The sequence below is a fragment of the Ectothiorhodospira mobilis genome, assembly GCF_900114895.1.
Taxonomy (GTDB): domain Bacteria; phylum Pseudomonadota; class Gammaproteobacteria; order Ectothiorhodospirales; family Ectothiorhodospiraceae; genus Ectothiorhodospira; species Ectothiorhodospira mobilis_A.
This window is the reverse complement of the sequence record NZ_FOUO01000022.1, coordinates 16,962-29,948: the sequence shown is the minus strand read 5'-3', so window position 1 is coordinate 29,948 and position 12,987 is coordinate 16,962. Positions and strand designations below refer to the sequence as shown.

Annotated in this window: 13 protein-coding genes and 2 tRNA genes; 4 read left to right on the top strand and 11 right to left on the bottom strand. The window is 68.5% G+C overall.

The features are described from left to right. Positions 1–61: 61 nt before the first annotated feature. The 10 genes from BM214_RS11765 to BM214_RS11720 form a co-directional block, all read right to left on the bottom strand. Entirely contained in the window at positions 62–895 is an 834-nt protein-coding gene (locus BM214_RS11765; protein ID WP_177217670.1) for a CRISPR-associated endonuclease Cas3'', read from the bottom strand. A 198-nt stretch (positions 896–1,093) separates the two neighbouring features. After that, positions 1,094–1,170 (bottom strand) — tRNA-Met (locus BM214_RS11760). A gap of 56 nt (positions 1,171–1,226) precedes the next feature. Next, a complete protein-coding gene (gene ychF / locus BM214_RS11755; RefSeq protein ID WP_090487487.1) occupies positions 1,227–2,318 on the bottom strand; it encodes a redox-regulated ATPase YchF in 1,092 nt (363 codons plus the stop codon). Positions 2,319–2,409: 91 nt separating this feature from the next. Then, positions 2,410–2,988 (bottom strand): aminoacyl-tRNA hydrolase, encoded by a 579-nt coding sequence (pth, locus tag BM214_RS11750; protein WP_244887997.1) that lies wholly within the window; start codon positions 2,986–2,988, stop codon positions 2,410–2,412. Positions 2,989–3,013: 25 nt separating this feature from the next. Further along, entirely contained in the window at positions 3,014–3,640 is a 627-nt protein-coding gene (locus tag BM214_RS11745; RefSeq protein WP_090487484.1) for a 50S ribosomal protein L25/general stress protein Ctc, read from the bottom strand. 106 nt (positions 3,641–3,746) lie between these two features. Continuing rightward, entirely contained in the window at positions 3,747–4,703 is a 957-nt protein-coding gene (locus BM214_RS11740; protein ID WP_090487481.1) for a ribose-phosphate diphosphokinase, read from the bottom strand. Between the two features lie 207 nt (positions 4,704–4,910). Beyond that, positions 4,911–4,985 (bottom strand) — tRNA-Gln (locus BM214_RS11735). 32 nt (positions 4,986–5,017) lie between these two features. Beyond that, positions 5,018–5,872 carry a 4-(cytidine 5'-diphospho)-2-C-methyl-D-erythritol kinase gene (gene ispE / locus BM214_RS11730; RefSeq protein ID WP_090487478.1) on the bottom strand — a complete coding sequence of 285 codons (855 nt, stop codon included), beginning with the start codon at positions 5,870–5,872 and terminating at the stop codon, positions 5,018–5,020. Between the two features lie 4 nt (positions 5,873–5,876). Then, positions 5,877–6,485 (bottom strand): lipoprotein insertase outer membrane protein LolB, encoded by a 609-nt coding sequence (gene lolB, locus BM214_RS11725; RefSeq protein WP_177217669.1) that lies wholly within the window; start codon positions 6,483–6,485, stop codon positions 5,877–5,879. Further along, positions 6,482–8,176 carry a tetratricopeptide repeat protein gene (locus BM214_RS11720; RefSeq protein ID WP_177217668.1) on the bottom strand — a complete coding sequence of 565 codons (1,695 nt, stop codon included), beginning with the start codon at positions 8,174–8,176 and terminating at the stop codon, positions 6,482–6,484. The genes lolB and BM214_RS11720 overlap by 4 nt, the downstream gene beginning before the upstream one ends. 412 nt (positions 8,177–8,588) lie before the next feature. Here BM214_RS11720 and hemA point away from each other — a divergent pair, with 412 nt between their 5' ends. Genes hemA through BM214_RS11700 form a run of 4 tightly spaced genes read left to right on the top strand, consistent with a single transcriptional unit; the run spans position 8,589 to position 12,309 of the window. Continuing rightward, positions 8,589–9,872 carry a glutamyl-tRNA reductase gene (gene hemA, locus BM214_RS11715; RefSeq protein ID WP_090487472.1) on the top strand — a complete coding sequence of 428 codons (1,284 nt, stop codon included), beginning with the start codon at positions 8,589–8,591 and terminating at the stop codon, positions 9,870–9,872. Continuing rightward, on the top strand, positions 9,869–10,957 hold the full coding sequence (gene prfA / locus BM214_RS11710; protein ID WP_090487470.1) for a peptide chain release factor 1: 1,089 nt from the start codon (positions 9,869–9,871) through the stop codon (positions 10,955–10,957). The genes hemA and prfA overlap by 4 nt, the downstream gene beginning before the upstream one ends. Positions 10,958–10,991: 34 nt before the next feature. Further along, positions 10,992–11,837 carry a peptide chain release factor N(5)-glutamine methyltransferase gene (gene prmC, locus BM214_RS11705; RefSeq protein WP_090487468.1) on the top strand — a complete coding sequence of 282 codons (846 nt, stop codon included), beginning with the start codon at positions 10,992–10,994 and terminating at the stop codon, positions 11,835–11,837. 55 nt (positions 11,838–11,892) lie between these two features. Next, a complete protein-coding gene (locus tag BM214_RS11700) occupies positions 11,893–12,309 on the top strand; it encodes a hypothetical protein (RefSeq protein WP_090487465.1) in 417 nt (138 codons plus the stop codon). On the opposite strand, the gene lipB is transcribed toward BM214_RS11700, so the two are convergent. Then, positions 12,304–12,981, bottom strand: coding sequence for a lipoyl(octanoyl) transferase LipB (lipB, locus tag BM214_RS11695; protein ID WP_090487462.1), 678 nt, complete (start codon positions 12,979–12,981; stop codon positions 12,304–12,306). The two genes, BM214_RS11700 and lipB, sit on opposite strands and share 6 nt — an antisense overlap. Positions 12,982–12,987 lie beyond the last annotated feature (6 nt).

Below are 12,987 nucleotides of genomic sequence, written 5' to 3'. Positions count from 1 at the left end.
GGCACTGTATTGCTTGCGTTTCCTGCTCATGATCAGATTCTCCTGTCGGAATGATCAGAGCTTAACCCCTGGTCCGAATTTTGGGGTCCACCTCAACAGGGGCCTGCAACAAGCCGGTCTGTTTCAGGACTTGCCGCGCGCCGGGCAGGGCCCGGCGTTCCCAGTACTCCGCCAGCGGCATGGCCTCGGCGCAGTAGGGGAAGAATGCGTCATTGGAGCCCAGCCAGTCCGCCAGGATCGCCAGACCCGCCAGTTCCCAGGTCATGGGGGCCAATCTGCATTCTTGCCAGTCCTCGTCCTTCAGGGTCTCGCAAGGCCAGGGTACCCCCCATTGGGCTTCCAAGGCGGTCACGAAATCTTCGGCAGCCGAACAGTCCTCTTCCCGGAAGTCCACAGTCAGAGGGGTGGAGAGGGCCGCCGCTGGCTGGCCATGATGGCCGAAGAAACACCCCAACCAGAGGTCGACACCCTGCTCAAGATCCATGGCAGTCATCGGGTCCGCCACGCTCAAAGCCAGGCGATTCGGATACAGCACCTCGCGCCAGAGCTCCGCGCCGAGCCGATCATGCCTACGCTGCCTGCCGTCGTAGACCATGCCGGGATCGGGGGGCACGAGACCGCATCCCACTGGCTGCGCCTGCCCCTGGAAAGATCTTGCGAACTTACCCAGGTCGTGCAACATCAGGGAGAAGACGAAGAGATGCTGGAAGACCTCCACCGTCAGATCCAGAGAGGCCGCCAAGCGCATGGTGCGCTGCCGGTCGCATCTCAGCAGGACCTCGCCAACGGCAGCCACGTCGAGGGCATGGTACGCCAGCAGATGACATGGCGCCTGCCCGGGTGCATCATCCCTGGCCTTTCCCCAGTAGCGTAAATAGCGCGCTCGATCCGCCACTTGGCCAATGCCTCCCTGCTTCGGTAGGCTAAAATCGTACCCTGTGAAACAGGCACTCGCCAGGGAATCACGACCGGGCCCACGCAGGCCCACCCCCCGGCAGGGGTTGCCATCCATGCCCTGCCCAGCATCGGAAACAAAAAAAGCCCGGGGCCTTTGGGGCACTCCGGGCTTCTTCAGGATGGGACAATCACGATCTGGTGGCTACGGGTGGACTCGAACCACCGACCCCCGCATTATGAGTGCGGTGCTCTAACCAACTGAGCTACGTAGCCATTCGAAGCGCGGTATTTTGGGCTGATCGGGGCGGCCTGTCAAGCACCTTAGGGGGTCATACGTTGAAGCGGAAGTGCACCACGTCCCCTTCCTGCAGGACGTATTCCTTGCCCTCCAGGCGCCATTTGCCGGCGTCCTTGGCCCCCTGTTCACCGCCACAGGCGACGAAGTCCTCGTAGGCCACCACCTCGGCGCGGATGAAGCCCTTTTGGAAGTCGGTGTGGATGGCCCCGGCCCCTTGCGGGGCGGTGGCGCCGCGGCGCACGGTCCAGGCCCGGACCTCCTTGACGCCGGCGGTGAAGAAGGTCTGCAGACCCAGCAGGGTATAGGCACCGCGGATGACCCGGTCCAGACCGGGTTCTTCCAGGCCCATCTCCGCCAGGAACTCGGCCCGCTCCTCGTCCTCCAGCTGGGCGATCTCCGCCTCCATGGCGGCGCAGACGGGGACCACATTGGCCCCTTCCGCCTCGGCCAGGGCGCGCACCCGGTCCAGCAGGGGATTGCCGGCGAAGCCGTCCTCGTTGACGTTGGCGATGAACATGGCCGGCTTGGCGGTGATCAACTGCAGTTCCCGCAGCAGCGGCGCCTCCTCCTCGCTGAGCTCCGCCACCCGGGCGGGACGGCCCTCGGCCAGCACGGCCTGCACCTTCTCGGCCACAGCCTTGCGGGCGATGGCCTCCTTGCTGCCGGACTTGGCGTTGCGCACCAGCCGGTTGAGGGCCTTCTCCACCGTTTCCAGGTCCGCCAGGGCCAGCTCGGTGTGGATGGTCTCGATATCGGCCACCGGGTCCACCCGCCCGGCCACGTGGACCACGTCGTCGTTCTCGAAGCAGCGCACCACGTGGGCGACGGCGTCGGTCTCGCGGATATGGGCCAGGAACTGGTTGCCCAGCCCCTCCCCCTTGGAGGCCCCGGCCACCAGGCCGGCGATGTCCACGAACTCCACGGTGGTGGGCAGCACCCGTTCGGGGCGCACGATGCGGGCCAGCGCATCCAACCGCGGGTCCGGCACCGGCACCACCCCCACGTTGGGATCGATGGTGCAAAAGGGATAGTTCTCCGCCTGAATGCCGGCCTTGGTGAGGGCGTTGAACAGGGTGGACTTGCCCACGTTGGGGAGACCGACGATACCGCACTTGAGGCTCATGGGGCGTTCCGGGAAGCTGTTCTGGAAATGGGGGAATGATAAGGCCCGGGCGAGGGCGGGGCCACCGCGGTACCGAGGGGAGCGGGCGGGATCAACTGTGAAGCCGGTTCATGGCCTGCTGCAGGGCGCCGGTGACCACCTCGGGGACGACGTCCAGGGCACGTTCGATGGCCTGGGTGACGGCCTCCTCCTCTGCCTTGGGAGGGCGGCTGAGGACAAAGGGGACCACCTCATCCCGGTGGCCGGGGTGTCCCACCCCGAGGCGCAGGCGCAGGAAGTCCTGGCCCATATGGCCCATGATGTGACGCAGACCGTTGTGCCCGCCATGACCTCCGCCCCGCTTGAGACGGGCGGCTCCGGGGGGCAGATCGATCTCGTCGTGGACCACGAGGATGGCCTCGGGGGGGATCTTGTAGAAATCCGCCAGCAGGCGGATGGGCTGGCCGCTGTGGTTCATGAAGCTCATGGGCTTGAGCAGCCAGACCTCCTGCCCCTCCAGCTGCACCCGCGCCACATCGCCGGCGAAACGGCGCTCGGACTTGAAGTGCCCGCCGTGGCGCCGGGCCAGGGCCTCCACGAACCAGAACCCGGCGTTGTGCCGGGTTCGGTCGTACCTGGGGCCGGGGTTGCCCAGACCCGCGATCAGGCGAATGCTCGGCGTCTCGCTCACGGCCTTGGCTCACGCACCGCCAGGATCAGTCCGCCGCCTCCTCTTCGGACTCCTCATCCCCGGTGGGGGTGCCGCGGGTCTTGAGCACGCTCACCACGGGCAGGTCGTGGTCCTCACCCTGGGCCAGGGCCGTGAGGGTCACCCCTGCGGGCAGTTTCAGCTGGGACAGGTGGATGGAATCCCCCACCTTCAACTCTTCCACGTCCACCTCGATGTACTCGGGCAGATCCTTGGGCAGGCACTCCACTTCCACCTCAACCGCCTGGTGGCTGAGCATGCCGCCGCCCTTCTTCACCCCCACGCAGGTCTCCTCGTTGAGGAAGTGCAGGGGCACGTGCACCCGCAGGGCCTCGGTCTCGTTCACCCGCTGCAGGTCCAGGTGCAGCACCCAGGGGCGATAGGGGTGGCGTTGCAGATCGCGCAGGATGGCCCGCTCGCTCTGACCGTTGATGCGGATGGTGAGGATGTGGGAATAGAAGGCATCGTGCTCCTGGCTCTGCCAGACGTCCTTGTGGCTGAGGGTGATGCTCTGGGGCTCCTTGCCCCCGCCGTAGATGATGGCGGGCATCTTGCCTTCGCGGCGCAGGCGGCGGCTCGCACCCTTGCCCTGCTCCACGCGCGGCTCGGCTTCGAATTCAAACTGCAGTGTCATTGGTCAATCTCCGGCATGACGGACAAAAATCCCCTCCCGCGACCAGGAGGGGTACCCGGGGCATGGCCCCTTGACTCGTTTGCATCGGCGGTCCGGGGTGTCCCGATCAATCCACGAACAGCGAACTCACCGACTCTTCCCGGTTGATGCGGCGGATGGTCTCGGCCAGCATCCCGGCCACGGACAGCTGCTTGATGCGCTCGCAGGCCTGGGCCTCGGGGCGCAGCGGCAGGGTATCGGTGACCACCAGCTCGTCCAGCTGGGAATGACTGATATTGTCGATGGCGGGCCCCGAGAGCACCGGATGGGTGGCATAGGCCATCACCTTGGAGGCGCCATGGTCCTTCAGGGCCGCGGCGGCCTGGCAGAGGGTGCCCGCCGTATCCACCAGGTCGTCGATGATGATGCAGGTCTTGTCCTGCACGTTCCCGATGATGTGCATCACCTGGGACTCATTGGCCTTGGGCCGGCGCTTGTCGATGATGGCCAGTTCCGCATCATCCAGGCGCTTGGCCAGGGCGCGGGCGCGCACCACCCCGCCCACGTCCGGCGAGACCACCATCAGGTTGGGGATCTTCTGGCGCCAGATGTGCCCCAGCAGCACCGGCGAGGCGTAGACGTTGTCCACCGGGACGTTGAAGAAGCCCTGCACCTGGTCGGCGTGGACATCCACGGTGAGCACCCGGTCGATGCCCACGGCCTCCAGCATGTTGGCCACCACCTTGGCGGAGATGGGCACCCGCGCCGAGCGCACCCGGCGATCCTGGCGGGAATAGCCGAAATAGGGGATCACCGCGGTGATGCGCCCGGCCGAGGCCCGCCGCAGGGCGTCCACCATGATCAACAATTCCATGAGGTTGTCGTTGGTGGGGGCGCCGGTGGACTGGATGATGAACACGTCCCGTCCGCGGACGTTCTCGAGGATCTCCACCTGGACCTCGCCATCGCTGAAGCGGCCGACCACGGCCTTGCCCAGGGGCAGGTTCAGGTGATGGACGACGCTCTGTGCCAGGTTCGGGGTGGCATTCCCGGCAAAGATCATCATCTTGCTTTTATCGACCACGGTGGATCTCGGGAGCATGGCTGGAGAGTACTTTGGGTTGCGTGAGAATCGGGGCGCGCGGGCCACCCTGCCCCGGAGGACGCGTCGCACTGCCGGCAACGGCCCATGCACGGGCGCACTCCCTTTGCCAGGGCTTCCCCGCCGGATGCGCAGGTCCTGAAACAACGACTTCACCCCCTGACCCCAGCGGGCAGGGGGTGCCGGAAATGGCTGGGCCGGCAGGATTCGAACCTGCGCATGCCGGGATCAAAACCCGGTGCCTTACCGCTTGGCGACGGCCCAAATGAACATCGCGCCCCGGACCGAGGACGCCGCTAACACCTGTCGAGGCGATCCATCAGGGGGGACCGGTTGCGCCCCCGGGCCACGAACCCCTGCCATCGGGGCGGGAGCCGGTCCAGCGCCTCCCGGGCCTCAAGGGCCGAATCGAAGGCGCCAAAGACACAGGCGCCCGTTCCGGTGAGACGGGGGATCACCCCCTGCTCACCCAGCCAGCCCATGGCCTGATCCACCTCGGGATAACGCGGGCGCACCACCGCTTCACAGACGTTCCCGGCCTGCCCCGCGAGAAAGTCGACTATTGTGATGGGCGGGCAGTCGCGTGTCAATCCAGGGTCACTGAAGACCGACGCCGTGGAGATGTGCACGCCAGGGTGGATCACCAGATAGCAAGGTTCCGGCGGGGCCACGGCGGTGATGCGTTCACCCACCCCCTCGGCCCAGGCGGCGGTGCCATGCACGAACACGGGCACGTCCGCCCCCAGCTCCAGACCCAGCCGGGCCAGGGATGCCCCGTCCAGCCCCGTGCCCCAAAGGGCATTCAGGGCCACCAGGGTGGTGGCCGCGTCCGAACTGCCCCCACCCACACCGCCCCCCATGGGCAGGCGCTTGTGCACATGGATGCGCACCCCGCCGGGATGGCCGGTGACCTCCCGCAGCCGATGCGCGGCGCGCAGGGTCAGATCCTTTCCCGGATCCACCCCCTCCAGGGCGCGGGCGGACTCCACGCGGCCGTCGGCCAGGGGCTCGAAGTCCAGGGTATCCCCGTGATCCAGGAACTGGAACAGGGTCTGCAGTTCATGATACCCGTCCGCCCGGCGGCCGGTGATGTGCAGGAACAGGTTGAGCTTGGCCGGGGCCGGCCAGTGCTTCCAGCGGTCTTCGGTCATGGCTTTAGGGATCCATCCGCCAGTCGTCCATCACCAGGCGCAGGCGGATCTCGTCGTATTCCAGGGTCATGCGGTCCGGCAGAGCCGGGCGGCGGGTCTCATCGTAGCGCTGGTAGCGCACGGTCCAACCGCCCTGGCGCAGGCGGCTGGCCCGGCCGGCGGCATCCAGGTCCCGATCCTCCAGATCGCCATGGGGCGCCGGGATGCCGAGGATCCAGTAGCGCAAGCCGGACACGGGCAGGCGCCAGCCCAGGACATGATACACCAGGCCGTCCGCATCCCGGGCACGATGCGTCCCCCCCTCACGGGTGTGCAGCACGACCCCGTCCTCATCCCCTTGCAGCCGCGCGGCCTGGCGGCCGAAGGGGCCGAACACGCGGATATCATATGCCGCATCACGCTGTTGCCAGCGCATGTGGGCATTCCAGCGCTCCTCCCCCACCGCCAGGGCGAGACGGCCCTGCAACCGCCATTCATCCCGGCTGGACAGCTCCGCCACCCGATCGCGCCAGGCCTCCTCGGCATCGTCCACCGGAGGCTGCGGCGGGCTCACGGCACAGGCCGCCAGCCATAGGGGCAGCAGGCCGGCTACGAGCCGCAGCCCCACCCTCACGGCATCCACCGCTGCTGCAGACGCCGCAGATCCTCGTCGTCGGGATCCCGCTCCAGGGCGCGGCGCAGGATCTCCCGTGCCTCATCCCGCCGGTCGCGTTCCCAGAGGACGACGGCCAGGTGTCCGGCCACCTCGGCGTCCTGGAGGCGGCCGTAGGCCCGGCGCAGGTAGTCCTCCGCCTCCTCCAGGCGGCCGAGGCGATAGAGCACCCAACCCATGCTGTCCAGAATGGCGGGATCCTCGGGGCGCTGCTCCAGGGCGCGGCGGATGTAGGCATGGGCCTCCTCGTAACGCTCGGTGCGATCCGCCAGGGTGTAGCCCAGGGCATTGAGGGCGGAGGCGTTGTCCGGGTCCTGCTCCAGGATGCGCTCCAGATCCGCCACGGCCTGGTCAACGCGATCCAGGCGCTCGGCCAGCAGGGCCCGGCTGTAGAGCAGATCCGGTTCCTGGGGATGCGCCTCCAGGGCCTCATCCAGCACCGTCATGGCGACCTGGGGACGCCCCGCATCCTGCAGGATATCGGCCTCGCCGAGATAGGCCTGCACCCGCAACCGGGGATCCTCCGCCTGCCGGCGCAACAGTTGCAGGGCCTGCCGCGCCTCCTCCACGTCCCCCTGCTCCGCCCGCAGTTGGGCGATGCGGATCAGGGATTCCGCAGCGCGCCGGCCCTCCCCCACCCGGCGGTAATGGGCCACCGCCGCTTCTTCGTCCCCCTGCTGCTCCGCGAGCCGGCCCAGGTAGTAATGGGCCTCGGCACTGCGCTCCCCGGCCTGCACCACCTGCTCCAGATAGGCGCGGGCACGGTCGAGGTGCTGCAGTTCGATATGGATCAGACCCAGGGTATAGAGGGCATCCGCATCCCCGGGCCGGGCCTTGAGCACCGCCTCGAACTGTTCCCGGGCTTGGTCAAGGCGGCCGGCCTGCACCAGGGCGCGGCCGTACTGGGTGCGCAGATCCGGATCCGACGGATCCTGGCGCACCGCATCCCCCAGGGTCTCCAGGGCGGCCTTTGTATCCCCGGCCGACAGCAGGGCACGGGCCCGCAGCAGCCGCGCCTCCTGCAGGCGGGGGTCCAGTTCCAGGGCGCGGGCCGCCGCCCGGGCCGCCGCCCGCGGGCGTTCCTGCCCCAGGGCCAGATGGGCCAGGGCCAGATGGGCCCGGGGGTCATCCTCCCGCCGGCGCACCACCTCTTCCATGGCCGCCACGGCGGCGTCGGCATCCCCCGCCCGGGACAGGACATTCACCAGCAGGCCCAGACCGTTCCCCTCCATGGACTCCATGCGTTCCAGCACCTGCAACAGGTGGGGTACCGCCTCTTCGGAACGGCCGGCGTTCACCAGCAGACCCGCCAGCACCTGGCGCGCATCCAGGCTTTCAGGGGCCAGGGCCACCCAGCGTTCGGCCGCCGGCAAAGCGGCCTCGGGGTCCTCGGCAAAGAGGCCGATGCGGGTGGCCCGCTCGGCCACTGCGGGGTCGTCGCTGAGCCGGGCCGCCCGCAGGTAGTGCCCCAGGGAGGCTTGCAGTTGCCCCATATGACCTGCAATCTCCCCCACCAGCAATTGGTACATGAGGTCCGCCCGGGCGGCCTCCTCCGGGGTCTCCGGGGCCGACTCGACCACGGCCAGGGGGGCGGGGGGGATGGGCTCGGCCTCCCGGGGCAGACCGGCACAGCCTCCCAGGGAAAGGGCCACGGCCCAAAGTCCAATGAGGGGCGGCACCAGATGGCGCCGGGGCGAGACAAAGGATAGGGAAACGGTCCGAGGCTTCATCGGGGAGACTATAAACCCATGGGGCGAAATTGACAGGGGGTCGACAAACCCGTCACGGATCAATTCATCGCATAGCGCAGAAAAAAAGGGGGCGCGCCACCCCCCCGGGTCGGTGTAAACTGCCTGTGACAGCGCCCGGCGCCGCGGGTGTCAGGTTTGCCGAAAGGCCCGCCTCACCCCTTTGGCCCCCGCGGGGGCGATCAGTTCCCGATATCTGGCCGCGGGCGCAAGCTGGACAGTTTTCCAAGCGGACTCAAAGGGTTGAAATCCGGGGCAACTTGTCATGACTTCAATGCTGGCGCAGAATACGCTATTCACCAGGTCTTCACGAGCGATGCTTTTTACTCTCGGAGTCAACCACAAGTCGGCCCCCGTCGGGATCCGCGAACGCGTCGTCTTCTCGCCCGACCGGATGGAGGAGGCCCTGAGCGGGCTCACCCAGTCCACCCCTGTGGAGGAGGCCGCCATCCTCTCCACCTGCAACCGCACGGAGATCTACTTCCGTTCGGAGGACCATCAGCCGGCGGATCGCGTCCTGCACTGGATGAGCGATTTCCACCGCCTCAAGCCCAGCGAGATCCAGCCCTATATCTACCGCCACCAGGACGCCGATGCCGTGCGTCACCTGTTGCGTGTGGCCTGCGGCCTGGATTCCCTGGTGCTGGGAGAGCCCCAGATCCTGGGCCAGCTCAAGGGGGCCTATCAGACCGCCGGTTCCGCCGGCACCGTGGGCCGTCAGCTGGGCCGCCTGTTCCAGCATGCCTTCTCCGTGGCCAAGAACGTGCGCACCTCCACGGCCATCGGTTCCAGCCCCGTCTCCGTGGCCTTCGCCGCCGTCTCCCTGGCGCGCCAGATCTGGGGGGACATGAAGCCCCTTACGGCCCTGATGATCGGTGCCGGCGAGACCATCGAACTGGCCGCCCGCCATCTCAAGACCCACCAGATCGGCCGCATCATCGTGGCCAACCGCACCGTGGAGCGCGCCCGGCCCCTGGCGGAGGAATTCGACGCCGAGATCATCACCCTTCCGGAGATCCCCTCTCGGCTGCCGGAGGCGGACATCCTCATCTCCTCCACCGCCAGCCCGCTGCCCATCCTGGGCAAAGGGGCCGCGGAACGGGCCCTCAAGGCCCGCAAGCACCGCCCCATGTTCATGGTGGACATCGCCGTGCCCCGGGATATCGAACCCGAGGTGGGACGCCTGGACGATGTCTATCTGTATACCGTGGACGACCTGGAAGAGGTCATCCAGGACAACCTGCAGTCCCGCCGTGAAGCGGCGCAGCAGGCCGAGGAGATCATCGAATCCCAGGTGAGTTCCTTCATGGGCTGGCTGCGCGCCCAGGATGCGGTGAGCACCATTCGCGCCTACCGCGGCAAGGCCCACAGCATCCAGCTGGAGGTCCTGGACAAGGCCCTGCAGATGGTGGCCGCCGGCAAGTCCGCCGAGGAGGCCCTGGGCTTTCTCGCCCACACCCTCACCAACAAGCTCCTGCACGAGCCCTGCCACAACATGAACCAGGCCGCCCGCGAGGGCAAGCTGGAGCTCATCGACGCGGCCCACGCCCTGTTCAACCTGCCGGAGGCCGGGGACGGCGGCCGCTCGTCCGATTCGTGAAAGACGCCATCCGCCGCAAGCTGGAAGGCATCGCGGAACGCTTCCAGGAACTGGGGGCCCTGCTGGCCGACCCCGAGATCATCGCCGATCCCGACCGCTTCCGCCGCTACTCGGTGGAATACAGCCAGTTGGAACCCACCGTGGCAGCCTGGAATGACTACCACGCGGCGTGGGGGGACCTGGAGGCGGCGCGGGAGATGGCCCGGGATCCGGACCCGGATGTGCGCACCATGGCCCGGGAAGAGGCCGACGCCGCCGAGGCAAGGCTGCAATCTCTGGAGGCGGACCTGCAACGCCTGCTCATCCCCCGGGATCCCCATGACGGCAGCAACACCTTCCTGGAGATCCGCGCCGGGACCGGCGGCGACGAGGCCGCCCTCTTCGTCGGGGATCTCTTTCGCATGTACAGCCGCTACGCTGAGGCCCGGGGCTGGGGCATGGAGGTCCTCTCCGCCAGCGAGGGGGAACACGGCGGCTATCGCGAGATCATCGCCCGCATCAGCGGCGCGGGGGTCTACGGCCGGCTCAAGTTCGAGTCCGGCGCCCACCGAGTGCAGAGGGTGCCGGAGACGGAATCCCAGGGCCGCATCCACACCTCCGCCGCCACGGTGGCGGTGATGCCGGAGCCGGACGAGGTGGAGGCCCCGGAGATCAACCCGGCGGACCTGAGGGTGGACACCTACCGCGCCAGCGGCGCCGGCGGGCAACACGTGAACCGCACCGACTCCGCCGTGCGCATCACCCACCTGCCCACCGGCCTGGTGGTGGAATGCCAGGAGGAGCGCTCCCAGCACAAGAACCGGGCCCGGGCCATGAGCTTCCTCGCCGCACGGCTGCTGGAGATGGAGGAGCACAAACGCCAGTCCGAACAGTCCGCCACCCGCAAGAGCCTGGTGGGCAGCGGTGACCGCTCGGAACGCATCCGGACCTACAACTTCCCCCAGGGACGGGTGACGGACCACCGCATCAACCTCACCCTGTACAAGCTGGAGGCCATCCTGGCCGGGGACCTGGACCCGGTGAGCGAGCCCCTGCTGCAGGAATACCAGACCGAACAACTGGCCGCCCTGGCCGCAGAGGACTGACCCCGCCGGGCGGCACCGCCCGCGGAAGAGCCCCATGACCGTCGACGAATTGCTGGCCGAGACCCGCCACACCCTGGCCGACACCCAGGCCCCGGCGGCGGAGGCCCGCCTGCTGCTGGCCGCCGCCCTGGAACGGGACCGGGCCTGGCTCTATGCCCACGGCGGCGACCCGGCACCCGATGCCGCCATCCGGCGTGCCCGGGCCTGGGCCCGTCGCCGTGCCGCCGGGGAACCGCTGGCCTACCTCCTGGGCGCCCGGGAATTCTGGTCCCTGCCCCTGACGGTGGGGCCGGGGGTGCTGGTGCCGCGGCCGGACACCGAGACCCTGGTGGAGGCGGCCCTGGGGTGCATCCCCGAAGGGCAGGCCTGGGGCGTAGCCGACCTGGGCACCGGCTCCGGGGCCATCGCCCTGGCCCTGGCCCGGGAACGCCCACAGGCCGCGATCACCGCCACCGACCGCAGCCCCCGGGCCCTTACGCAGGCCCGAGAAAACGCCCGCCGCCTGGGCCTTGCGCAGCGGATCCGCTTCCTGCAGGGGGACTGGTTCGAGGCCCTGGCGGGGGCACGATTCCATGTCCTGGTCTCCAACCCGCCCTATGTGGCCCAGGGAGACCCCCACCTGGAGGCGCTGCGTCACGAGCCCGCCGAGGCCCTCATCGCCGGGGACGACGGCCTGGCGGACCTGCGCCTCCTGGCGGCGGGAGCCCCCGCCCATCTCCTGCCCGGGGGATGGCTGCTGCTGGAACACGGTGCCGATCAGGGGGCGGCGGTGCGGGCCCTGCTGGCAGGGGCCGGCTTCACGTCGGTATCCACCCTGCAGGACCTGGGGGGACGGGATCGGGTTGGCCGGGGCCGCCTGCCGCCCCATGGGTCAACCTGAACAAAGACCCTATATTTTATCTTGCATAATCCCGACGGCCCGCTAGCATGGGGCCATGGAATCCGATACCGCCTACATCCGCCGGCGGGAACTGGCGTTCCGCGGGCCGCAGGACCCCCAGGCACAGGCAGAGGGGGCCTGGCTCATGCTGCGGGAGGTGCCCCGCATCCGCGAGGTGCATGCCCCCGACGGCCATCGCCTCGTGGTCACCTACGACGTGCGCGAGATCACCTATGTGGAACTGGAACAGGCCCTGACGGAAGTGGGCTTCCAGCTGGACAACAGCCTGCTGGCCAAGCTTCGCCGCGCCCTGTACCAGTACAACGAGGACACCATCCGGGCGAACCTGGGCCTGGAAACCCGACCCGAGACGCTCCAGGGGGCCGCGCAGCGCATCTTCGTGAACCTCTACCGCCACCAGGACCATGGCTGCCGGGATCACCGGCCCCGCCACTGGCGGGAATACCTATAAAGACCTACAGATCCGTCCCTTCGCGCGCCCCCCCTCCCAGGCCAAGGTCCGCCCCAGCCGCACCGCCAGGCAAGCGGTGAGCGCGTCCGCCACCTCGGACCATGGGGGGGGATGGGCCACAAGGGCCGCCAGGGAGGTGGTGACCAGGCCGCGGTGGCCGCAGGGGTTGATGCGCTCAAAGGCGGACAGATCCGGATCCAGGTTGAAGGCCAGGCCGTGATAGCTGCCGCCGCGGCGGACACGCAGCCCCAGGGCCGCGATCTTGGCCCCGTCCACATAGACCCCCGGGGCATCGGCCCGGGCCTGGGCGGCGACCCCCCATCCGGCCAGGTAGTCGATCACCGCGTTCTCCAGGGCACTGACCAGGGCCCGCACCCCCAGCCCCTGGCGACGCAGATCCAGCAGCAGATAGAGCACCACCTGCCCCGGACCGTGGTAGGTCACCTGCCCACCGCGGTCCACCGCCAGCACCGGGATATCTCCCGGATCCAGCAGGTGCTCACGGCGGCCGTTGAGCCCCAGGGTGAACACCGGCGGATGCTCCACCTGCCAAAGCTCGTCCGCGGTGGCGGCACCTCGCTCCTGATTGAAGGCCTGCATGCGCCGCCACACGGGGAGATAGTCCGCCCGCCCCAAACGGCGCACCCGAAGCGCCCCGGGATCGTCGTGCATCCCGTG

Coding starts and splice junctions, on each gene's coding strand:
- ychF (WP_090487487.1), bottom strand. CDS start 2,318: ATGAGCCTCAAGTGCGGTATCGTCGGTCTCCCCAACGTGGGCAAGTCC.
- BM214_RS11745 (WP_090487484.1), bottom strand. CDS start 3,640: ATGACACTGCAGTTTGAATTCGAAGCCGAGCCGCGCGTGGAGCAGGGC.
- ispE (WP_090487478.1), bottom strand. CDS start 5,872: ATGACCGAAGACCGCTGGAAGCACTGGCCGGCCCCGGCCAAGCTCAAC.
- hemA (WP_090487472.1), top strand. CDS start 8,589: ATGCTTTTTACTCTCGGAGTCAACCACAAGTCGGCCCCCGTCGGGATC.
- prmC (WP_090487468.1), top strand. CDS start 10,992: ATGACCGTCGACGAATTGCTGGCCGAGACCCGCCACACCCTGGCCGAC.
- BM214_RS11700 (WP_090487465.1), top strand. CDS start 11,893: ATGGAATCCGATACCGCCTACATCCGCCGGCGGGAACTGGCGTTCCGC.
- lipB (WP_090487462.1), bottom strand. CDS start 12,981: ATGCACGACGATCCCGGGGCGCTTCGGGTGCGCCGTTTGGGGCGGGCG.